General features: G+C 44.3%; 21 protein-coding genes and 1 other RNA gene. 12 read left to right on the forward strand and 10 right to left on the reverse strand.

Going from position 1 to position 23,295, the window contains the following annotated elements:
- Window positions 1-15: 15 nt before the first annotated feature.
- From J6I44_RS03550 to J6I44_RS03565, 4 genes are all read right to left on the reverse strand, one after another.
- Window positions 16-201, reverse strand: coding sequence for a CsbD family protein (locus J6I44_RS03550; protein WP_265764609.1), 186 nt, complete (start codon window positions 199-201; stop codon window positions 16-18).
- A 37-nt stretch (window positions 202-238) separates the two neighbouring features.
- Window positions 239-838 carry an outer membrane protein gene (locus J6I44_RS03555; protein ID WP_265764610.1) on the reverse strand — a complete coding sequence of 200 codons (600 nt, stop codon included), beginning with the start codon at window positions 836-838 and terminating at the stop codon, window positions 239-241.
- A 71-nt stretch (window positions 839-909) separates the two neighbouring features.
- A complete protein-coding gene (locus J6I44_RS03560; RefSeq protein WP_265764611.1) occupies window positions 910-1,611 on the reverse strand; it encodes a hypothetical protein in 702 nt (233 codons plus the stop codon).
- A 128-nt stretch (window positions 1,612-1,739) separates the two neighbouring features.
- Complete coding sequence (locus tag J6I44_RS03565) at window positions 1,740-2,102, reverse strand: response regulator (RefSeq protein WP_265764612.1); 363 nt, start codon at window positions 2,100-2,102, stop codon at window positions 1,740-1,742.
- 436 nt (window positions 2,103-2,538) lie between these two features.
- Here J6I44_RS03565 and J6I44_RS03570 point away from each other — a divergent pair, with 436 nt between their 5' ends.
- The 4 genes from J6I44_RS03570 to J6I44_RS03585 all read left to right on the forward strand — a co-directional run bounded on the left by J6I44_RS03570 (window position 2,539) and on the right by J6I44_RS03585 (window position 5,794).
- Window positions 2,539-3,003 (forward strand): NfeD family protein, encoded by a 465-nt coding sequence (locus J6I44_RS03570; RefSeq protein ID WP_265764613.1) that lies wholly within the window; start codon window positions 2,539-2,541, stop codon window positions 3,001-3,003.
- A gap of 41 nt (window positions 3,004-3,044) precedes the next feature.
- Window positions 3,045-3,983 carry an SPFH domain-containing protein gene (locus J6I44_RS03575; RefSeq protein ID WP_265764614.1) on the forward strand — a complete coding sequence of 313 codons (939 nt, stop codon included), beginning with the start codon at window positions 3,045-3,047 and terminating at the stop codon, window positions 3,981-3,983.
- A 3-nt stretch (window positions 3,984-3,986) separates the two neighbouring features.
- On the forward strand, window positions 3,987-4,937 hold the full coding sequence (locus J6I44_RS03580; RefSeq protein WP_265764615.1) for an SPFH domain-containing protein: 951 nt from the start codon (window positions 3,987-3,989) through the stop codon (window positions 4,935-4,937).
- Between the two features lie 206 nt (window positions 4,938-5,143).
- Window positions 5,144-5,794, forward strand: coding sequence for a 2OG-Fe(II) oxygenase (locus J6I44_RS03585; RefSeq protein WP_265764616.1), 651 nt, complete (start codon window positions 5,144-5,146; stop codon window positions 5,792-5,794).
- 24 nt (window positions 5,795-5,818) lie between these two features.
- Here J6I44_RS03585 and J6I44_RS03590 read toward each other — a convergent pair whose 3' ends face one another.
- Window positions 5,819-6,847, reverse strand: coding sequence for a TIGR00341 family protein (locus tag J6I44_RS03590; protein ID WP_265764617.1), 1,029 nt, complete (start codon window positions 6,845-6,847; stop codon window positions 5,819-5,821).
- Window positions 6,848-6,997: 150 nt separating this feature from the next.
- Here J6I44_RS03590 and lysM point away from each other — a divergent pair, with 150 nt between their 5' ends.
- On the forward strand, window positions 6,998-7,447 hold the full coding sequence (lysM, locus tag J6I44_RS03595) for a peptidoglycan-binding protein LysM (RefSeq protein WP_265764618.1): 450 nt from the start codon (window positions 6,998-7,000) through the stop codon (window positions 7,445-7,447).
- 275 nt (window positions 7,448-7,722) lie between these two features.
- Here the strand turns inward: lysM and J6I44_RS03600 are convergent, their stop codons facing one another.
- The 4 genes from J6I44_RS03600 to J6I44_RS03615 all read right to left on the reverse strand — a co-directional run bounded on the left by J6I44_RS03600 (window position 7,723) and on the right by J6I44_RS03615 (window position 13,993).
- Entirely contained in the window at window positions 7,723-10,065 is a 2,343-nt protein-coding gene (locus tag J6I44_RS03600) for a TonB-dependent receptor (protein ID WP_265764620.1), read from the reverse strand.
- 319 nt (window positions 10,066-10,384) lie between these two features.
- Window positions 10,385-10,753, reverse strand: a transfer-messenger RNA (tmRNA) gene (gene ssrA, locus J6I44_RS03605).
- A 127-nt stretch (window positions 10,754-10,880) separates the two neighbouring features.
- On the reverse strand, window positions 10,881-11,255 hold the full coding sequence (locus J6I44_RS03610; protein WP_265764621.1) for a four helix bundle protein: 375 nt from the start codon (window positions 11,253-11,255) through the stop codon (window positions 10,881-10,883).
- A 152-nt stretch (window positions 11,256-11,407) separates the two neighbouring features.
- Window positions 11,408-13,993 (reverse strand): bifunctional aspartate kinase/diaminopimelate decarboxylase, encoded by a 2,586-nt coding sequence (locus J6I44_RS03615; RefSeq protein ID WP_265764622.1) that lies wholly within the window; start codon window positions 13,991-13,993, stop codon window positions 11,408-11,410.
- Window positions 13,994-14,156: 163 nt separating this feature from the next.
- On the opposite strand from J6I44_RS03615, the gene J6I44_RS03620 reads away from it, so the two are divergent.
- From J6I44_RS03620 to glyA, 6 genes are all read left to right on the forward strand, one after another.
- Complete coding sequence (locus tag J6I44_RS03620) at window positions 14,157-16,421, forward strand: TonB-dependent receptor (protein WP_265764623.1); 2,265 nt, start codon at window positions 14,157-14,159, stop codon at window positions 16,419-16,421.
- 3 nt (window positions 16,422-16,424) lie between these two features.
- Window positions 16,425-17,321 carry a DUF4249 family protein gene (locus J6I44_RS03625; RefSeq protein ID WP_265764624.1) on the forward strand — a complete coding sequence of 299 codons (897 nt, stop codon included), beginning with the start codon at window positions 16,425-16,427 and terminating at the stop codon, window positions 17,319-17,321.
- 460 nt (window positions 17,322-17,781) lie between these two features.
- The gene (locus J6I44_RS03630) at window positions 17,782-18,516 is read left to right on the forward strand and encodes a ferritin-like domain-containing protein (RefSeq protein ID WP_265764625.1); all 735 of its coding nucleotides are present in this window, start codon (window positions 17,782-17,784) and stop codon (window positions 18,514-18,516) included.
- Window positions 18,517-18,552: 36 nt separating this feature from the next.
- Window positions 18,553-19,413 (forward strand): ferritin-like domain-containing protein, encoded by an 861-nt coding sequence (locus J6I44_RS03635; protein WP_265764626.1) that lies wholly within the window; start codon window positions 18,553-18,555, stop codon window positions 19,411-19,413.
- Window positions 19,414-20,322: 909 nt separating this feature from the next.
- On the forward strand, window positions 20,323-20,775 hold the full coding sequence (gene rpiB, locus J6I44_RS03640; RefSeq protein ID WP_265764627.1) for a ribose 5-phosphate isomerase B: 453 nt from the start codon (window positions 20,323-20,325) through the stop codon (window positions 20,773-20,775).
- Window positions 20,772-22,070, forward strand: a complete 1,299-nt coding sequence (glyA, locus tag J6I44_RS03645; RefSeq protein WP_265764628.1) for a serine hydroxymethyltransferase — start codon at window positions 20,772-20,774, stop codon at window positions 22,068-22,070. Before rpiB ends, glyA begins: the two co-directional genes overlap by 4 nt.
- A 9-nt stretch (window positions 22,071-22,079) precedes the next feature.
- On the opposite strand, the gene J6I44_RS03650 is transcribed toward glyA, so the two are convergent.
- Window positions 22,080-22,265, reverse strand: a complete 186-nt coding sequence (locus tag J6I44_RS03650) for a Sec-independent protein translocase subunit TatA/TatB (protein WP_265764629.1) — start codon at window positions 22,263-22,265, stop codon at window positions 22,080-22,082.
- Between the two features lie 186 nt (window positions 22,266-22,451).
- Here J6I44_RS03650 and tatC point away from each other — a divergent pair, with 186 nt between their 5' ends.
- A complete protein-coding gene (gene tatC / locus J6I44_RS03655) occupies window positions 22,452-23,273 on the forward strand; it encodes a twin-arginine translocase subunit TatC (protein ID WP_265764630.1) in 822 nt (273 codons plus the stop codon).
- The last annotated feature ends 22 nt before the right edge of the window (window positions 23,274-23,295 follow it).

The raw sequence follows: 23,295 nt of genomic DNA on the forward strand, positions 1-23,295 counted from the left end.
ATATCCATTATAGCATTATAGACTTTTCAACTTTTTGATGATTTCATCACGAGTTTTGCCAAGCTTCTCTTGCAAATGCCCCAGAAGCTGTTCTTCCTGGCCCTGCTCGTACTGTAAATCATCTTCCGACAACTCTGCATATTCCTGTTTAAGCTTGCCTTTTAGTTGATTCCACTTTCCTTTTAATTCTAATTTATCCATAACTAATCCTCATAATTTGTTCGAGAATTAAAAAACGTTACATATAGAACATCAAACCAGCGGTAAATACATTCCCGCTAAGATCTGCATCTTCCACATCTCCAAAAGAGTCGCTACCGGGATCTAAGAAGATATAACGATAATCCGCGTTGATAGCTACCTTATCATTGATGGGCAATTCTAAGCCGGCACCTAAATGGTATCCGAAGTCAACCGTATGATCGTCTTCGATGCCAGGCAACCCTTCCGCATCAGAATTATAATCAATCATATTGTAGTAGGCACCTAATCCGGCTACGCCGTAGGGCTGAAAATGTTCATCAATGGGCAAGAAAAGAAGTGCCGAGGCCGTGACAGGAATCTGTCGAACATCAGCAGAAAATTCTCCCAGGTCATACTCTTGGGAGGTTCGATAATCAACAGCCCCCTCAATTCCAATTACCCGGCCCAGACGAGCACGAATTTGCGCTCCTCCATAGAAACTACCTTCTTCGGCATCATCGGCTTTGTAGTAACCTAATCGTGGACCAATGCCGATGGTGTTTTTAATGGCATCGGAGTCGCTTTGGGCTTGAGCTGTATTAATAAATGGGGTAAAAATAAGTGCAAATAATGGTAAAAATATTAGCTTCTTCATAATGAGTAAATGAATATTCATTAGCATTCACTTACTTATTATTCCTAAGCCTAACCAAATGTTCCATGCAATTATTGATTACTGATATGATGCCTTATAAGCTCAGAAACGGTAGGTTTTGTACTATTATCACTCATTAATTGCTTTACTTCTGCAATTTCTACCCCGGTATCTTTAAGCCGGATGAGTTCTTCGGTTGTTATATCGGTATATCCAAGGTCATGCAAATTGCTGGTATAATAGGCTGTAACATTATGCTGTCTAAGTTCTATCAAATCATTTACCGTTAGTGAGTATCCCAGTTCTTGCATCATAGTCGCAAATGTAGCAGATACATCATTTTGCTGTAATCGTACCGCCTCATCAAGCGTAAGGTTCTCGTGGCCTAAATCACGTATTCGTGACACAAACGTTGCCATTACCCCCTGCTGGCGCAACTCAACCAAATCCTGTTGGCTCAAATTACCATACCCCATTTCTTCCATCCAACTGCTCATACCAGCAAGCAGTTCTTCATCGGGTTGGTCAACCCAACTTTGTACGGATTCGACCGTATTGATATCTACCGCATTAACATTGAAAATCTGGCTTCCCATATACAGAATAAAAGAAAGGAGAAAAGCCCCGAAGAGAGTCATTTTGAGCCATGTAGGAGTTGAACTCCCTAATTCCAACAAGGTATTCCGGTGCTTATAAGCAGACGAGCCGACAAATTTGTCTTCCTTTTCTAAAGATTGCAGCTGATCTTTTAGTTTCTGGAATTTTGTATTCATAGCTATGAATTTTTGAGATTACATGCCAATATACGAACATTGTAACCAAAAGATTCATTGCTACAGCCAATATGAAGGAAAACACAGTAGAAGTGTATTCCAGATTACCTTGATGATATTAAAACAACTTATGAAGCTAACCCAAAAGAACGACTTAAGTCAGAAATGGTTATCGGCTTGGCAAGAAAGTCAATATATTCAGTTTCTCTAAGCTTACCCTGTGTATGAGCATCCGTATTTCCCGAGATATAAATAACAGGAATATTCCGATCTTTATGAATTTGAGAAATCGCCTCAATGCCATTCATTTCGCCCTCAAGACGAATATCCATCAGGATAAGGTCGGGCTTCTCTTCCCGTGCACATATAATGGCCTCTTCTCCAGAAGGCACTCGTTTTAGCACCTGGTGTCCAAGGTTTTCGACCATCCGCTCAATAAGAAGCGAAATGATCATCTCATCTTCCACAATTAATACCTTTTTCTTTTTCATATCCATTGTAAAGTCCATAAGGTTTAATGAACTAACTATTATTGAAATCGTCGCAGATGCATACTTTATATACAAGAGTGATATACATGGTGAATTGTTACAAAAAATTTTTAAAAAAAATCTACCTTGCTTATAAAATCACTTACTATGTCGATTTCCTTACGGTATCAGAAATAATTTTCCTCTCTAAATACATGCCCATTGCCTGTAATAAGGCGGATAATAATCAATAGAGCTGCTTTATGAGAGCACCCGATAACCGTACCCTACTGCATATTGCCTCTTTATAGATTTTATATGTCATTTCGTTCCATTAGATTTTTCTAACATTCTATCATGTCTATCCTAACGATAATGAAGAGTTTCTGTTCTTGAATTTGGGAAATAAAAAATTTTAAGTATTATCCCCTAAACATTCAGATAAAAGAAGAGCACAATGGACGGAGGTACGCTAACGACTATTTTTTTTATCGGAGGAATCATCCTCATGATAATCGAAACACTTATTCCCGGAGGGGTCTCCTTTTTCCTGGGTTTTAGTGGTCTCCTTGTAGGTGCTTTACGATGGTTTGGGATCTTGGAAGGCCCTATGACTTCCGTCATCACATGGCTTTTTACATCCCTGGCGCTCATCTTAGCTATGCGTCCCCTATTAATGAAATACTGGGGCGGTAATACGGATTACAAATTAGCCGACGAAGATCTGGAAGCAATGGATGAAGTAGTTGAGGTAATTGAACCAATTAACGCCAACAACAACTCAGGCCGAATAAGGTTCCAGGGAATTTCGTGGCAAGCTCAAACTTTAGAGGGCGAAATACCGGCAGGATCTAAAGCTAAAATTCGCTATCGTGATAATGTTACCTGGATAGTAGAACCCGTCGACGAATTAGAAGAATAAAACAGCTATTTATTATAATTTGAATTTCTAAACCCAACGCTATGTGGACGACCCTACTCATTATCATTGCTATTGGTGTCTTTATATTCACCAAGGTCTTCATCATCGTAGAGATGCGTGAAGAAGTTATCCAAGAACGACTCGGCAAATATACCGAGACTTTGAAACCAGGCCTTCACTTCCTTATTCCATTCGTAGATCGGGTAGCTTACCGCCAGGAAATGCGCGAACAAGTGATTGACGTACCCAGCCAAACCTGCATTACCAAAGACAATATTGAAGTTGAGGTTGATGGCTTAGTCTATGTGAAAGTAATGGACTCCTACAAAGCCAGCTATGGTATTCACAACTATAAACTGGCCTCCATTAATCTTGCGCAGACAACTATGCGTAGTGAAATTGGTAAAATTACCCTCGATGATACCTTCTCGGAACGAGAGGAAATGAATGAAAATATTGTTCGCGAAATCGATAAAGCCTCGGATCCCTGGGGCATTAAAGTATTGCGTTATGAAATCCGAAATATCCGTCCTTCTGACAACCTGATTAACACCCTTGAGAAACAGATGGAGGCCGAACGTGACAAACGTGCTGAAATTACCGAGTCGACCGGAACGCGTGACTTTAAGATCAATGAGTCGCAGGGAGAACGGCAGGAGGCTATCTTAATTTCGGAAGCTCAGCGCCAGAAACGCATTAATGAAGCCAAAGGTAAGGCCAAAGAGATGGAGCTTATTGCCAAAGCTACTTCCAAGGGTATTAAGCGTGTTTCTAAAGCCATTGCCAAGCCGGGTGGAGACCTTGCCGTCAAGACGAAACTGATTGAGCAGTTTATTGATCAGCTGGGTAACGTAATTGAACGATCCAATGTTTCTGTACTGCCCACTGAAACTGCTAACCTCAAAACTTTTTTCGAAGGAGTTGATAAAGTGAGCGATCATACCTCCTCATCTGCAACTAAAAATGTCAAGGGAAGTTAAATTATGATTGAACTCATCAGCCAAGCCGTATTAGGACTTTTAAGCATTTATATACTTTTTAAATTTTTACAATCCATCCAGCTGGTTCCTACCCAGCGGGCTTATATTGTAGAACGACTGGGAAATTATCACAAAACACTGGGGCCAGGTTTTCATGCCTTGGTGCCTTTCTTTGATAAAGTACAATATAAACAGGATCTGCGTGAAGAGACGATTGAAGTGGAGCCTCAAGAATGCTTTACCCGCGATAATGTTAAAGTAGAAGTGGACGGCGTAATCTACCTCTCTGTCATCGACCCGGTAAATGCCAGCTATGGTGTTACCAACTATCGATTTGCGGCCGTTCAACTGGCCCAGACGACTACACGATCTATCATTGGTAAAATGGATCTGGATGATACCTTTGAGGACCGGGCGATTATTAATAAAGAAGTCGTCCATGTGTTGAGTGAAATGGAAAAGGCCTGGGGCATTCGGGTTATGCGTTACGAGATCAAAAATATTTATACTCCCAAGACCATCCAGAATGCCATGGAGCGCCAGATGACGGCCGAGCGGGAACGCCGGGCAACGATTGCAAAATCAGAGGGGATTATGCAGTCAACTATTAATGATGCCGAAGGCGAGAAAACGGAAATTATTAACGTCTCGGAGGGTGAAATGCAGCGACGTATCAACGAAGCCGAAGGGGTTGCCCAGGAGATTGAATCACTGGCTGAAGCCTCTGCTGTCTCTATTGAAGAAATTGCTGATGCCCTGTCTCAAAATAAAGGTAAAGAAGCCATGCAAATGCGACTGGCCGAGCAGTATATCCGTCAGCTTTCGAAGCTGGCCAGTGATAAAAATGATGTCATCATACCGAAAGACGTTACCAATTATGATGCCATCATGAGTGGCCTTTCCCTCGATAAGATTTCTATTGTACCGGAGGAGGGTAAACTGAAAAAAGAATAACCCCAGACCTTTTTTAAAGTAACTTATTTATAATTCGATAAAATCCCGGCCTCATGGTCGGGATTTCCTGTAGAAGTCTGCTATAAGAATCCATAAATGTCAATTTCATGTTAAGGTCATGAAATTGGAAATATTTAATTCGATTCTCTTACCAACTATAGTGTATTATTCCGCCGAACTCTCTATCTTACCTAAAAAGATCAGAGATGCCTACTTCTACACCTTCAACCACTTCTTTTAATAAAACACAATGGAATCAGTGGCTGGATCAACTGGCTGAAAAGGAGTATATCTATATCGATAGTTTTATCGACGATTCGCTCTACCAAAAAATTCAGCACTATTTTCATACGCTTTATTCGGAAAGCGAATTTACCAAAGCAGCTATCGGCCCCTCCAAGCAGCAACAGATTAAAAGCTCGATCCGGGGTGATTTTATCTACTGGCTCGATCGAGAAAAAGACTCCGAAATTTCGGCGCTATTTGTACTTCTTGAGGAACTGGTAGATAACCTAAAACAGAACCTCTTTCTTAGTATTGCTGACTATGAATTTCATTTTGCTCTTTATCCAGCGGAGACTTTCTATAAGAAACACCTGGACCAGTTTCAGGGACAAAGCAACCGCCTTATTTCTGTACTTATTTATCTAAACGATCATTGGCAACCGGGTGATGGCGGTGAGCTGAAAATATATGAGCCTAACGGCAAGGAAGTGTTAATTGAACCATTGGGTAACCGTCTACTCATGTTTAAAAGTGACTCTGTAGCGCATGAAGTTCTGCTGACCCATAAATCCCGTAAAAGCCTTACCGGCTGGTTGCTCCAAAAACCTGCCTCCCTCAATCATCTTGTTTAGGATCTGCTAAGGCAGTGTTCAACTTTAGGGGATCATTGCCTCAACATCAAACTGTCCCCAGTACCAAATGATAGAAGCAAAAACAACTAGCAATACAAACCAGGTTACAAGAGCAATTCTGGAAGCTTTTTTAGCTTTTTTCTCTTCCCACCAACTCCGGGGACGTACTCCCTGAATCAGGAATGTTGAAATACCTGCGAGATTAATACAAATCAGGTTAGTTATGGTGAGGATACCAGCCCCAATAGCTAATTGCATATAACCTGCTCCCAGCAGTAGCCCCACATCCACCAGTGGAGGAAGTAAAGCCACAGCCACCATTACACCCACGATGGTTGCTGGTACGCCACGGGTAAAAGCGAGCACGCCCGCACTTCCAGCCGCCAGAGCAATGATTATGTGTTTTAAATTGACCATTGTTCTGCTTATCAGCTCTTCAGATTCAGGATTCACCGTAAACATAAGCCCCATCATAAAAGCTACCGCCAGTGAAACCAACAGTCCCGCTGCGTTGGCCTTCAGCGATCGCCACCCCAAATCGGTATCTCCTAATGTTGCAGCCAGTGCTAAGGAAACATTGGGACCTAAAAGCGGAGCAATAACCATGGCCCCGATTATAGTCGCTACATCATCCAGTAAAAGCCCTACGCCTGCCACCAGTGTAGAAAGAATCACCATGGCCAGATAGACCGGTGTCAGTTCGGATCCACCGGTGACATCCGCATACAGCTCTTCACGAGAAACACGGCCCGGCCCCTGTTTCTCGTCCGCCTCCTCCTTACTGTTATTATTCTGCTCTTCATTATCCGGTTGAGGGAGCGTTGCTTCTACCGAGAAGAGCATGATACGGAAACCATCCACATTGCCGAACTTTTCGCTCAGCGTATCAGAAACCGTTTCGGTCTGTTCTACATCCAGCAACACTCGCAGAACCGCATATCCGTCTTCCAGGTCGTCCGTCCAGATGCCGATAACATTTTGATCTTCGACTATTTCCCGGGCTTGCTGAGCTGTATCTGGTGGAGCTATGAGCTCCATCATCCGTAAATTCATAAATCTATATCACTTATTTTAATTTACACATAGGATACCGACAAAGTTCTTTAGAATAAAGCTGCCGGTACATCAATAGATTACTGTTGATTAGCATTTCAAATATTTCTATATAACTAATGAATAATAACCATATAAAACATTATAGTTATGGGATTAATATCATTTATTAAAGAGGCAGGATCTAAAGTATTGGGAATTGGAGAATCTGACGAAGAAAAAAAGAAGAAGGCCACCCAGAGTGTAAAGCAAAATATTAGCAATCTGGGGCTGGATGTGGAAAATCTGGATATCTCTATTAATGGCGATACCGCTACCATATCGGGTAAGGCCGCCGATCAGGCCACCAAAGAAAAGGTTGTGCTGGCCGTCGGTAACAATCAAGGGATTGCCAATGTTGATGACCAGCTGACGGTCGAAAAGCAGGAGCCGGAAGCGCAATACCATACGGTAGAAAGCGGAGACACGTTAAGTGCTATTGCCAAACAATTTTATGGGGATGCTGGCAAATATCCCATCATCTTTGAGGCCAACAAGCCGATGCTCAGTGATCCGAATAAAATTTATCCGGGACAAAAGCTGCGTATCCCTCCGCAATAGATCAATCATTATTTAATAGCCTATTGGTTCGAGCGGATGCTCGCGCCATGGGTGACACCATGTAAAAATAGGGGCCTTTACAAAAATCGTCGGGCGATTGTTTTTGTCGTCCGGCGAATAGCCTTAGGTTATAAACTCGCCCGACCACAAAACCAGTGTTCGGACAAGGAAGTATTTCAAAGCCCCCAACTAATCGGTGCACGTATTCAGCTCATAATAAAAAGGCTGTTTCCGTCTTTGGAAACAGCCTTAATAGATGCAAAGGATGATATATCTTAGAAAGCGTAACTAACGCTTAAGCGGAAATTGCGGCCCGGCTCTGATTGCCAGTACACATAGCTCCCGTAATCGGCTCCCGAATACAGGTATTCATCCAGTAAATTGTTGATGTTCAAGTTGATATCATAATTGCCTGTTGACCATGAAAGCCCACCGTCAAGTCGGAAATAATCTGGCAGATACGATTCATTATCAGACCCCCAGTTCCATGATGACCGATCTACCTGATATTGATATCCGAGCGAAAGACCAACGCCGTTGAGGGGTGTGGAGGATGCAAAGGTATATTTAAGCCAGCCGTTGGTCATATGACGCGCGTGGCCCGCTAACCGATCTCCAACGTTTTCGGGGTTGGTATCTTCGGTAATGGTTACATCCGTATTGGCATAATTCAGTAACAGGCTGAGCCCGTCTACGACTTCTCCATGGACATCAAATTCAAATCCTTTGGACTCTGCCTCTCCCAATTGGATGGAATAGTTTGGGTTCTCCGGATCTCCGGTGAGGATGTTTTCCTTGGTCATATGATAATAGGTGAAGGTAGAACTCCAATTGCCTCCACCCCAGGATTTTTTAATTCCCCCTTCAATGTCATTGCCTCGCTCAGGATCAAAGGCTTCTCCATCGAAAGTTTGTCCGGTTTGGGGCACAAAAGATTGATCGTAGAGGCCATATATTGAGGTATTCTCTGTTATAGAGAAGCTCACAGCTGCCCGTGGAGAGAATACCTTGTCTTCGGTTGTAGCACCATAGGATGAGCTTTTATAATCCGTCAGACGGCCCGCCAGGGTCACCCGAAGCCGATCATCAAAAAAGCCGAGTTGGTCCTGGATGTAGTAAGAGTGATACTGTGAATTTATGATATTGGTCCCTGCCCGATTTCGCAGGCTTCTCTCCCGATTAAAGGTAGGAATTGTTACATGCTGATTGCTCGGATTATAGACATTGAATGGATTTTCCTCGGTATCCAGGCTGTCACTTTGATTCCAGTCGGCGTATAAGTTTTTATATCCTAAATCCAGCCCCACTAAAATGGAGTGTGAGATGCCCCCGGTTTGCTCTTTACCGGTCAGAAACAGCTGTCCCAGCTTAGCTTGGTTGCGAGAGTCACTGCTGCTTAATCGCCGGATGATATCCCCGTTTTCGGCTACCGAGGCCGGCCATATAGAGCTCCCCTGTTTGTGGTAATCCAGGTAGCCAATTTTCCCCGTTATGCTCCAGTTATTATTCAATTGGTGCTTAAGGTTTACATATGCAAAGTGCTCTTTCATTTCTGCAGGATCTATCCGCGGATCAAATATGGAGAAATCTCTCGGCAGGCTTGCAAACTTATCCGGAGAAAAAACGTAGCCCGATCCAATATACATTTTGGAATACTGCAGCGAATATTGCCCGGTGATGGTTGTATTCTCATCGATGACATACCGCAGAGATGGGGCGACGGTATACCGATCGTTGAACCCATACTCACGATGGGAGTTTTCAGTCGTTCCCGCGGCGTTTAAACGATATAACAAGCGATCATTTTCACTGAGACTTCCATCCAGATCAACTGACGTGCGGAGCGTATTAAAGCTTCCGGCCATCAGGCTCACTTTGCCCTTTGTTTCCCCTGTCGGTTTTTTGGTAGACACATTGTATAAACCCCCAGGCTCGCCACTTGAAAGCATAAAGGCCGAAGGACCTTTAACAAATTCAATCCGGTCAACCATGACCATATCTTCAGTAAGCGGCCCCCAGGAGAATTGCACATTCATTCCATTTCGGAAGGCCGGAATTCTAAAACCGCGCATATTGATACGGGCAAAATTTCCCCAGTGCTCAATCATCTGTGCCCCACTTACATTTCGGCTCACCGACTCTAACATATCAACGGTCTGTTGGTCTTCAAGCAAATCCCTGGTTACGACCTGGATATTCTGTGGCACGTCGATCAAATCTTCGTTAAGCCGCAACGAAGGTGATACATCCACGGCATCATACGTTTCGATACGAGAACCTGAAACGGTAACCTCACTCATGGCCTCTACTTTCCCTTTTAAAGTAGCATTGAGCGTTATATTTCTATCCACTTCTATTGTTCTGGAGTAGCGCTGAAATCCTATGGAAGATATCACAAAGGTATATTCGCCTCTGGCTACTTCCGAAATTTCATAGGTTCCATCTGTTTCTGTTGAGGCTCCATGCGAAGTGTTTTCTACTAGCACATTCGCATTTTCCACCGGTTCCCCATTGGGGTTGGTAATTTTACCTGTAACTGAAAATTGCTCGGCCTGTTGAGCAAAGCCAGTTAGCGTCATCAAAGAAAGCGTAAAGATTAACGTTATCGTTTTCTGCATCACTATTAATTTAATTTAGACTTAGTTTAAATAAGGCCGAATATACATAAGTCCGATTTATTATGAAATAAAAAGTCCAAATCATGAAAATTAGAGATACAGGGATCTCAAGCCCCCCTTAATAGAATGGTTTTAGCATTGGTAAAAGCTGTCCAGGAAAAAGATTGTTCTTTGTAGAAAGGGCCCATCTGTTCATCCTCTTTTTCCCAAGAAGTCCCGATTAATTTGCAGTATGGATTAGCTCAACATATGGTAAGAGGCGAAAGCTGGGGTCAATAAAAAAGCCTCTCACCCATAAGGTAAGAGGCTATCCTAATAAAAGTGGAGGTGCGGGGAATCGAACCCCGGTCCGAAATGGTATATCGTTCAAACATCTACATGCTTAGTTACTGAATTAAGTTTCGCCTACAGCAACGCTCAGTAACACACAACTGCAGACTATTTCGTATAAATTTTACGCCGCACCTGACGAAAGGCAAGATGCTACGCTATCCTATCATAGTCGGCGCTCCACACGGCACTGACAGGCAAGAAGCCGAGGGAACGGCAAAGCTGCGTTACGCAGCTAAGCTATAAGAATAGTTGTTGTCAACTACATTTAATGCATGATGTTTTTTACGAGTGTCATCGCTCAAACTCGGCATGCAGCCTGCGATTCTACTCATCCCGTCGAATCCACTACACCCCCAAAATGTTAAAGAACAATTCCTTCAAAGCATTACCTAAGATAACAAATTATTAACGGTTTATCATACTGTTTATTGCGCCGGATATTGGATACCGGTTTCCAGATGCCGGATGTAGAGGCTGCCGGATTATTTTGTACTTTTGTGATTTTCCTGCACAGAGGATAAAAAGTTGTTAATCATTTTACTTAAAACATTGAGACGTTCATGCAACTGTTGAAACTGGGTATCATCTTTTAGCGAACCTGTCTCATACAGTGTTTCAAGATGATCAATAGTTTCATCAGTAGATGATAAGGCATAAATAATAAACCTAATAAAATCATTTTTATAATGTCGCCGCCCATATCCCTCTACGATGTTAGCTTTTACAGCTTTAATAGATCTCCGAATTTGTGATCCTGTTTCATATAATTCAAATTTGGGTAGTTTCAGACTCATCTTGTGAATATCAATAACCAACTCCCTCGAACGCTTCCAAATATCAAGCTTTTTATAACCCATGAGTCACGAGTTAAATTAACATTCTCCTTAATAAGATCCTTTAATCTATAATTCCTTACAAAATAATTAATTGATTATAGCAGGATTTACTTAAAGCAGGATATCTGGAATCAGGTATCCGGGAACTGACATCTGGAAACCGGAATCTGAAATCAAATAACCACATCCTTGGCTGGAGCTCTGAGGTTATAGTCAGAACTCATTACCTGTCCGTAGGCGCCGGTATTAGCAACCAAAATCACATCTCCTTCTTTGCATTGCGGGAATAGCCGATCAATACCCAGCTTATCGCCCGACTCACAAATAGGTCCGACAATATTAACCGACTGGCTGTTGGGTTCCTCGAGTCGGGATAGGTTGACAATGGTATGTCGCGCGCCGTATAACGCCGGCCGGATAAAGGAGTTCATCCCCGTATCGACGCCCACATATTTGACCTGCCCTTTCCCTTTAAGCTGGGTTACCCTGGTAAGCAGCACACCTGCGACCGCCACCAGGAATCGTCCCGGTTCCACCCAAAGCTCGTACTGGGGTTCAGCTTCTTTGAATTCATTCAACGACTCATTGACCTGCTTGATATCCAAGTGGGCCTGTGTATCATTTTCACGGATTCCAAATCCACCGCCCAAGTCCAGGATATCCACACCACCCAGCTGTTCAGCTACCTCATGCAGGATGATGGCCGTTCGTTTCCAGGAAAGAGGATCCTTAATGCCGCTACCAATATGGGCATGCAGCCCTTTAATTGTTAAATTAAGTTCTTCTACAAGTTCTGCCACCTCCTCGATCTCAAAGCGCGGAATACCAAATTTGGAGTGTACCCCTCCCGTCTTCACATGCTTATGATGACCATGCCCGTGGCCGGGATCGATGCGCAAGAACAGCTCCTGTCCCCTAAACACCTCAGGCCACTGCTGCAGCGGATAAATATTATCCAGTGTAAGGTTGACCTCTAATTCGAGGGCTTCCTCATACTCTGATTTCGGAGCAAAGTTAGGAGTAAACAAGATGTCTTTGCGGTCGATGTCCGGGAAAAGCTCTATTACGCGATGGACCTCCCCAATCGAAACGCATTCAAATCCAAACCCTAACGAATGGAAGGTACGCATCACCTCTGGATTGGCATTCGCCTTGATGGCATACAGCGTGCGATCAACGGCTTCAATTTCTTGGATGAGCCCCGCATATTTTTCCAGCGTTTGGGTATCATATACATAACTGGGCCCCTCCTCCTCGACAATATCGAGGAGCTGTTGCTGTTTTTCTTTCCACCAAACCGACTGATCACGAACATCTTCTTCCTGCTCTCCCATCAGCTCAGGCCAGGTGAGCCCAAACGACTGCTGGTTGCCCGACTGGGTGATCACATGCTCGTGTAGCTGACGAACCAGCTTGTCAGCCTGGTCATTTTCGACGACAAACGTAAAGTTCAGGTCATTCGCTGCCTGGCTTACCAAGTATACTTTATGTTCTTCAAAGACTTCAAAGGCGCCGCCCAGCTGGTGAAGAATCGTTCGGATGCGTCGCCCAAGCAGACTGACCGCCGAAACCGACTCGATAACATTCACCTTACACAGCTGGCTTAACTCCTCAATAAACGGCTCCCGCACGTCATAAAAGTGGGTATTCAGTCCGGGATCCAGTGACACTGTTACATTCGATTCTGAGGTGGAAACTAAATCGATAGACAGGCCATACCGCTTGAAAACATTCGCAGCATCCGCTAAAAACCCCACGGCCTGCCACATGCCCAGCGAGTCCATGCTGATTAACACGACATCCTTGCGCATGGCTATTGTTTTAACCAGCGCTTCATCCGCAGAAGCCTCATCAGAAATGACGGTGCCCGAAAGTTCCGGACGCTGAGTACAGCGCACGTGAATTGGAATTTGATGCTTCCGCGCCGGCATGATACTCCGCGGATGAAGAACCTCTGCCCCATTGGTGGCTATCTCCTGCGCTTCCTCATAGCTTAAGTGATTTAACAGGCGAGCCGATGGCACATTCTGTGGGTTGGCCGAAAACAGTCCGGGCACATCCGTCCATATTTCCAGTCGCTCGGCCCCAATCTTTGCAGCAAAATAAGCGGCCGATACATCGGATCCTCCGCGACCAAGCACTACGGTTTTACCCTCGGCGTCACTGCCTATAAATCCTTGTGTTACTACAACCGGACCGGCCTCTTCTACCTGTTTCTGAACGGCAGGATCCCGATCGGTCTCACTTATGGCCGACAGGATGAGTGACCGCTCACTGGTATTTTTGGGCGCTATGGTTTTAATGCAATCTCTGCTGTCAACCCAGGTACCCTCGCCCAATTCTTTTTGTACATAGGCAGCCCCCAGTTTGGTGGCCATCAGCTCTCCCATGGCAAGCAGACGTGCCTGAACACGGTAGCTGGCTTCCCCGATAAGCTCAATGCCTTTGACAATATGTTCGAATTCATCGAATCGGTCGCTAAGTAATTCATCTACGGGTAAATCCAGATCGCGCCCCAGATCGTAATGTCGATCTTTAACCTCCTGAACCAGATTACCTGTTTCTTTCTCCGGTGCCTGGGCAATAATCTGCTCCAACTTATCAGAAATACCACTTAACGCCGAATGAACCATACATACGGAAAAACCCTCAGCCTTTCGTTGCTTAATCACTGAAACAATATTCTTCCAGTTTGCTACGGATGAAACACTGGTTCCTCCAAATTTAAGTACGATCCACCTTGAATTTCCGTCAGACATATTAGTATATAGTAAAAGTTAAGTTATAAGCGTTTAACGCATCAGGCTGCAGAATATAATAATCTCTTCATTCGTTTTTTGAAAAAAATCCCAATCATTTTCTTACCTTAATGCGCATTCAACCTACTCAACATTCATCAATCAATAAGCTATCTGTATTGAGGTGAAAAAATTTAACCTTTTCTTTTTACTATCGTTGTTATTATTTCCGCTTGTCGGTACTGCGCAGCAACAGACTGCTTCGCTGAACGGTTATATTACGGATGCAGAAACAGGAGAAACACTCATCTCAGCCAATGTAGCCCTTAAAAACAGCCGGCAAGGAACGTCAACAAATACGTCTGGCTATTTTAGTTTACCCAATATTGAAGCCGGTACCTATACCGTGCTGGTCACCTATGTGGGGTATCAACAGATCACCCGAGAAATAACACTTGCTCCCGGTGAAAGCCGCCGGTTAGATATCCAGTTAAAGCCTCAGGGCTACCAGCTGGAGGAACTGGTCGTGCAATCCGAAAGTGACCAGGAGGAAGAACGAGCCATTGGCACGGCCGAGATTGAAACAGAATTTATCAAAGAAGTGCCCAGTGTCTTTCAGGCTGATGTCTTCCGCTCGCTGCAGTTACTCCCGGGTATAAAGTCAGCTTCCGACTTTTCCAGCGGCCTCTATATTCGCGGGGGCAGTCCCGATCAAACGCTTATCTTGCTGGATCGCACCACGGTCTATAACCCCTCCCATTTCTTCGGCTTTTTCTCTACCTTCAATCCCGATGCCGTCAAAGACATCCAGCTTTATAAAGGAGGCTATCCGGCTAAGTACGGCGGACGGCTCGGATCTGTACTGTCTATTTTCAACAAAGATGGAAACCGCAATGAGTTCGAGGGTTCGGTAACGCTGGGCATGCTGGCATCCCGTGCTTCGGTAGAGGGCCCTTTTGAAAAAGGATCCTGGATGTTTGCCTTTCGGCGTTCCACACTTGAGCCGCTGCTGGCTGTTCTTCAGCAATCCCAGGATAATATTCCGGAAAGTTTCTATTTCTGGGATCTCAATGGCAAGATCAATTATGATGCCAACGAAAATAATAAACTCTCCCTCGCTTTTTATGCCGGCACCGATGATCTTAAATTCCCCTTCGGTGACGACGCCAATATCAACCTAAATTACGGGAATCAAACGCTCAGCTCTACCTGGACCCACATTTTTTCTGACAACGTCTTTTCCAATTTTACCACTACGGCGTCACGATACTTCAATTTTCCCTCTTTTAATATTGCTTCCACTCCTTTTGAGCGCTCAAATAACATCTACGACTTTTCCATGCAGGGAGATATTGAGTACTTCCCCAACGACAATCATGATATTTCCACCGGATTTGATCTGAGTTTATTGACCCTGAAGATCAAGGATCGATTTGACGGAGACCTGAACTACAACTCTCGCATTCATTCACAATATGGCTCTTTTTATATCCAGGATAAGTGGAAGATTTCAGATCAATGGACGCTCACACCCGGACTGCGTCTAAACGGTTTCAGTGAGGGAAGCTATCTGCGGTGGGCTCCGCGCCTTTCGGCAGAATATCGTCCCTCCGATCGTATTCGCCTGCAGGGCGCATACGGACGCTACCACCAGTTTTTGACCTTATTCTCTAATGAGGCCTTTACCGGCTTTGATGCCTGGTTTACCACCGATGAAGGCGTTCCACCGGCTTCTGGCAGCCAGTATATTTTGGGTCTCAAAACTACGCCATGGCCCGGTTATGCCTTCGATGTAGAAGGCTATTACCGCACCATGGAAAACCTGTTTGAACCCGATCCCTTTCTTCCGGACCAGGCGGGCGTTCCCTATGACGAAACCTTCCGCTTCGGTGAAGGATACGCGACAGGTGTTGAATTCTTGTTCAAGCGTAACATCGGCAGGCTCACCGGCTTTGCGGGCTACACATTTGGCGTTACCCGACGTAATTTCCCTGGATTTAATGAACCCATCCAGGGTGGTCAAGCGCGGACGTATCCCCCAAAGTACGACCGTATACACGATATTAAAGTCGTACTAAATTATGATCTTAACAGCCGATGGTCGGCCTCTACGGTCTTCAATTATGCAACCGGGCAAGCCTACACGAAGCCGCTGGGACAAACCGCAGCTTTTAACTTTCCGACTTCTTCACTTGACAAGCAACAGCTTATTGTTGGAAAAGTGAATGCTTCACGACTTCCGGCCTATCATCGCATGGACCTGAGCTTTTCGCGCGACGGTACCTTCTTTGGATTGGGAGAAGCCCAGTGGCAATTTCAGCTGGTAAATGTATACTCCCGGCGTAATATTTGGTTCTATAATTACGACTTGGATGAAAATCCCGCTGAGCGGCAAGCCGTAAAGTTGTTGCCCATACTCCCAACTATTTCTTATACGCTCAACTTTTAGACTATGAATCGATTTCTACTCCTTCTGATTAGTATCATTATCATCTCAAGCTGCGAATTGTACGAGCAGGATGATTACCAGGAATATTATGTCGTCGAAAGTTACTTGATAGCTGATAGCCCGTTGCCTAACCTGCTGCTCAGCAAGACTTCCCCGATTGAAGAGAAATACTCCTTCAAAGATGCGGTTGTGAATGAGGCCGAAGTAGAAGTACGCCTCCTTAATGCCGACAGCACCATTGCCGAACGATACGCTTACACTCAAAATGGCAATGGGACGTATTCGCCTACCGCCCAGGCAAAGGTTAAGCCAAAGCGTTTATATCAGCTCTATATTTCCTTATCGAATGGAGACAGTATTGAAGCCAAAACCTTTGTACCGGGCAATTTTGAAGTCCTCAACAAAGATCAAATTTCCAAAGAGTACACTTATCAAAGTGACCAACAGGTACAACTTCGTACTACCCCCAGTGACTATATAACCGACCGGCAGACCTATTATATTTTTACGATAAATGCCGTAAATCCGGATTCATCGAAATTAACGCCCTTCTACCGCGATTTGGTGATTGACCAGGAAAACAGTATTGAAAATTTCACTATCAATTCATCCGGCATTATTAACGAAAAAAACTATGAGCGCAATGCCGATGATACGATCACGCTTGATGTTCCCTGGCTTTCTATTGCATTCTATGATACGAACAAAATAATTACCAATGCCATCGATGATAACATGTACGATTTTGTTCGGACCCAAGATGCACAGACCGGAGGCACCAGCCTTTCGCCCGGCGAAATCCAAAATATTCGTTACCATGTACATGGTGGCATCGGGATTTTCGGGAGCATGGCCAGCGATACCCTCCAGGTCCAAATTCTTCGTCCGGACCAACAATAAATACATCCAAGCTATTTGGGTTTATTATCTTATTTCTACTTCAATAATCCCTTCGAAAAACAGATGCACATTTCGACTCATATTCGCTATAAAAGATCGTAGATCCCTTCTTACAAGATAGGAGCACCATATATTCTTTAACTTAAAAGAGACTTTCCAAAACCATCACATCCCCGAAAGTGGTCGGAGTTTCAGAATCTCAGATAGCTTTGGCAGCCTTTGAAAGAAGATCCTGAATCCCGAATTCTCGGGAGATGACAAGTCAGGTTTTGGAAAGCTTCCTTTAGTTGCTCCTCTCTTTCTTTTTATCTCCCTTCCAAAAATAATTTGGCTCGAGTCCAAAAAAAATAAATCTGCTTTCCCCAGACCTCCGTACAGTCGGTTGTAGCAAGTAAATCATTAATTCTATTTAGTGGATTCGAATTAATTCTTCTGAAACTAAAATTAAAGATAAAAAGTCATGGCAAATTCTATTAACAAAAAGCCCGAAGATGGTGAACAAAAGACGGGTAACACCATATCGAGAAAGAACTTTTTCAAATATGCCGGAGCCTCAATGGTAGGAGCCGCTGCTATCGGTCTCTACGGATGCGGAGATGACGAAGACCCCATGGGGCCTCCTATGGAAGAAGCCGTATACTTGGGAACAGGGGATGTTGGTATTCTCAATTACGCCTACGCCTTAGAACAGCTTGAAGCTGCTTTCTATATCATGGCAACCGATCAAAACAGCTGGATGCAAGAGGGGGATGGCGAAATATTCGAAGCCATCCGGGACCATGAAATTGCACACCGGGACTGGTTTAGTGCAGTGATTGGTAGTGTCAATGAAGAAGCAAGAATACCTGGATTGACGCCAAACTTTAGCACTGTTGATTTTTCTGATCGAAATTCTGTCCTCGGTGCAGCACAGCTTTTGGAAGATACGGGAGTAACCGCTTACAATGGCGCGGGGCATTTAATTGAAAATCCTGATTACTTGGTTCAGGCCGGTAAGATTGTTTCCGTTGAAGCACGCCACGCATCATCCATCCGTGGCCTCATTCAACCAGGTTCCTTTTATGGAAGCATTACGGCCGCTTCAGGTTTAGATGCTGCCGCAAGTCCTGCCGACATACTCGCAGCCGCTGGTGGATTTATCGATGATGAAATCGATGCCAGTGGTCTGCCACAGCCTGCCAATGTTTACTCCTAAGCATATTTCTCCAATTAACTTAAAGATATTGACACTATGAATTTTTTAGATCTCATTAATGACGTAGACGCCGATAAGTTAAACGGCGAATCCAAGGACAAATTCCTGAGTCGCAAACAAGCCCTGGGTAAACTTAGCAATTTTAGCAAAAAGTTAGCTGTAACGGCCCTGCCCCTGGGTGCTTTTGCTGCCTTTAGTAAACCGGCACAAGCTCAGTCAACCGATCAGCTGGTTGATACGCTCAATTTCGCGCTTACGCTTGAGTACCTGGAAGCCGAATATTACCAGAAGGGAATCGATTCCGGTATCGTGGACAGCTATGGAAAGGTTGGAGGCGTATCTGCTCAAGCTCATGGTGATACCTTCCGAGAGATTGCCGACCACGAGGCCGACCACGTTGCCTTCCTGACCGAAGTTATTGGTAACGTATTGGGCGGAGAACCGGCTCAAAAACCAACCTTCGACTTTACAGTTGACGGTGCTTTTGATCCGTTTAATAACAACGCTCAATTTTTAGCACTCGCTCAGGCCTTTGAGGATACCGGAGTGCGAGCCTATAAAGGACAGGCCGGAGCCGTTATGGGAAATGATTTAGTTCTGACCCGCGCGCTTCAAATCCACTCCGTAGAAGCACGCCATGCTTCCCGGGTTCGCGAATTACGAGGCTTAAAGGGTTGGATTACCGGTGACTCTACAGAACAGTCATTACCAGAAGCTGCTCAAGCAGTTTATGAAGGTGAAACCCCTGAAACCAACACCACACAAGTAGTTGATGTCAGCGCTACACTCAGTGGTGATGGCGATGTGGACAACACCGATATTGCCGCAGCTTGGGATGAATTCCTGACCAAGGATGAAGTGCTTGCCATTGCCAGCTTATTCATCGTTGAGGAATAATTCATATCCCTTTGCACGTTACATTAAGGAGGCTCTCTCATCGGGAGTCTCCTTTCTTATTTGAAATACATTTCCATTCCTGTGTACCGATAGAGCCCTCGTCATAGTTCGGCAAACGGTGAATTGCATCCTTTCACGCTATACGTCAGTGATTGTAACCCTGCTCGTCAGACCCTCTGACCCTACGTGTTACGACCTCTAACACGACGTGTTATACCCTTTAACCCTACGTGTTATAACCCCTGACGAGTACAAACACCCTTCAAATATTTTTACTGTTTGGCTCCCTATTAAATGAAGGAATCCATTAATCGAGAAAGAAACTGAAAACAATAAATGGCTTTATATGGATCCCTTCTCGTTCTTCCCCTAAAAAATTAGGGGAAGATGCGTTTTGTTTGCAATCCAAATTAGGGCAAAAAACTGACTACAGTTAGAAAAACAATCCTTTCCGTTATCTCAAATTTCACGTTAGTTAAGCAACAGTACTTCAGGTTTGAACATAGTAGTGGGAACGGGTCATCCATAGTGCGGGAATTCATTCCCGCGGGTAAAAGGCTATGCGAAATAGCAAGTACTGGCGTTTTACCTTTGTTATTGGTATTCCATACTCATCGGATGAGTAAACGAGACCTACAAATAGGTATTGGGTGGGATCACTCATCCGATGAGTGAATTAAACCTATCTCTCATTTGCTACTCCTCGTCACAGGCTTCTCTGAATGGCCCAGTGGGGATATATTTCACAGGCAAGCCTCCGTTGAATCCAACACTGATATCCCAAAACATCAGTAGATCTGGCCCCCGCAAAAGATTTAACATCTCTCCCATTTATCCTTGCTGTTTCCCTTTGGTCTTAACATATTTTTCGAGATATTTACGTGTTATAATACAATCCAAAAAATTGTTATGATCATCCCCATCGCAAGCGATCACGCTGGTTTTGAAGCCAAAGAAAAGGTAAAGAAAATGCTCGAAGAACTCGGTCATATGCCGGTAGACTTCGGTACCCATTCCGATGAATCGGTCGATTATCCTGATTTTGCCATCCAGGTTACCGAAAAAGTTAGTGAAGGCGAACATGAAAAAGGCATCCTTGTCTGTGGTAGTGGACAAGGCATGTGTATGACGGCCAATAAATATGGTAATATTCGCGCAGCGTTGGTGTATGATGAAGAATCAGCCCGACTGACTCGCCAGCATAACAACGCCAACATTCTTTGCTTGCCCGGGCGGATGCTTACCGACGATCAGCTAAAAAAAGTACTCAGCGTTTGGCTCGAAACCGACTTTGAAGGCGGGCGGCACGAGCGACGCGTCAACAAAATTCAAGACTTAACCCAGAATAAAAAAGATTCATGAAATCACTTTCACAACAAGACTCCACCATCTTCAACCTGCTGGATGAAGAAAAAGAGCGTCAAAATAATAACTTAGAGCTTATTGCATCCGAAAACTTTGCTTCCAAAGCCGTTATTGAAGCAATGGGTTCAACGCTGACCAACAAATATGCTGAAGGCTTGCCCGGCAAACGTTACTATGGCGGTTGCGAAGTGGTTGACAAGGTCGAAGATATTGCTCGTGACCGGGCAAAAGAACTTTTTGGAGCATCCTGGGTTAATGTACAGCCTCATGCCGGTGCACAGGCCAACGCTGCGGTCTACCTGGCCTTTATGGAGCCCGGTGATACGCTGTTGGGCTTGAATCTTTCCCACGGTGGACACCTAACGCATGGCTCTCCGGTTAACTTCTCCGGTCTTATTTACAATTCCGAATTTTATGGCGTTGATAAACAGACCGGACGCATTAACCTGGATGAAGTTCGTAAAAAAGCCAAAGAAGTACAGCCCAAGCTTATTTCAATAGGGGCTTCCGCTTATCCCAGAGACTTTAACTACAAGGCATTTCGGGAAATTGCTGATGAGGTAGGCGCTTATCTCTGGATGGATATGGCCCATACAGCAGGACTCATTGCAGCCGGTTTACTTAACAACCCCTTGCCCCACTGTCACGTAGTTACAACAACAACACACAAAACACTGCGTGGGCCACGGGGAGGCATGATTCTACTGGGTGAAGATGGGAAGAATACCCTTGGCGTCACCGCTCGAAAGTCTGGTCGAACAAAGAACTGGAGCGAAGTGCTTGATTCCGCGGTATTCCCCGGAACCCAGGGTGGACCGCTGATGCACGTCATCGCTTCCAAAGCAGTAGCATTCGAAGAAGCCCTGCAAAAAGATTTTAGCGACTACCAGAAACAGGTAAGGACCAATGCCAAAACTATGGCAGAAGCCTTCCTTGAAAAAGATTACGACTTAGTCAGCAACGGCACCGACAACCACTTAATTCTTGTAGATTTACGCAACAAAGGCCTTACCGGAAAAATTGCCGAACAGGCCCTTGAAGAAGCTAACATCACGCTCAATAAGAACATGGTCCCCTTCGATACGGAAAGTCCTTTTGTAACGTCTGGCATCCGCATTGGATCACCAGCCATGACGACCCGGGGATTTGGGGAAACGGAGTTTCGCACCGTAGCCGACCTGATTGACCGGGTATTACAGGATCCGGAAGATGAAACGGTTATTTCCAATACCCGGCAAGAAGTGGCAGAAATGTGCCAGGAATTTCCATTATATGACTTTGTAACGGCCTAAGAAGAAGGGTTAATTACTGTGATTCGTATGAGTTTCCTGCTTATTATCTTCAGGTTCGGAATCCTCAGAAACCTTTTTAAATTCCTTAAAGCCCTGACCAATACCACGGGCTAATTCAGGTATCTTCTTGGCTCCAAAAAAGAAAACCACGATAACAGCCAGAATAATAACAATTTCGGTTGCTCCAAAAGCCATAATAGTACGTTTTAATTAAAAGTGTTATAATCTTCTGCTTAAGGATAACAAAACAGAAGCATTTAAAATAATTTATGTGAATTAAAATCTAATGGGAACTAACTATACGTACAGTATCCCTTAAGAGATTTATTCTGAATCACATTTTTCAAATAAGTTGGTATTTCTGTGGAAAAAAGAGAAACAATGACCAAGAATCCTCCTGCGGCTAAACCTCCAAAGGATCGGACCGATGAAATGGCTTTTCTGGATCACCTTGAAGAACTCCGATGGCACATCATTAAAGGGCTTGGGGGTATAGGATTAGGCATTATCGTTGCTTTTATTTTTGGCGACTTTTTTGTCGATAAGGTGATGCTTGGGCCAACTGACTCCGATTTTATTGTCTACCGACTTCTTGGAATCGATGCGATCGATCTTACCCTTCAAAGTCGAAAGCTTCCCGGTCAGTTTTTTACCTACTGGGGTACGCTCATTGTGTTGGGAGGCATTATAGGATCTCCTATACTTTTTTATCAAATATGGGCTTTTATCGCCCCCGCACTGGAAAGCAGCGAAAAGTGGAAAACCCGTGGGCATACCCTGTTCATCACCTTTTTCTTCCTGCTCGGGGTTGCTTTCGGGTACTTCGTACTGGTACCCTTTGCCCTGCAGTTTTTTACGCAATTCCAGATATCAGACGCTATTCATAACGACTTTGATATCAATGAGTATTTCAGCTCGCTAACCATGTGGGTACTTTCCTGTGGCGTTATTTTTCAGCTGCCGGTACTCAGCTACTTCTTATCTAAGTTTGGTCTTCTGACACCCGAATTCCTCAAGAATTACCGGCGTCATGCCATCATTTTCTGCTTTATTCTATCTGCATTCTTAACGCCTCCGGACCCTGTCTCACAAATTCTGATTGCAATTCCTCTTATTTTACTTTTCCAGCTTTCGGTATGGGTGAGTAAAATCGCCGTCCGTAAACGCAAGAAAGAACTGGATAAGGCCTTCGGCGATGCTTAAAAACTTCAGAAATTAAAAAATA

The sequence above is a fragment of the Fodinibius salsisoli genome (assembly GCF_026229185.1).
GTDB lineage: Bacteria > Bacteroidota > Rhodothermia > Balneolales > Balneolaceae > Fodinibius > Fodinibius salsisoli.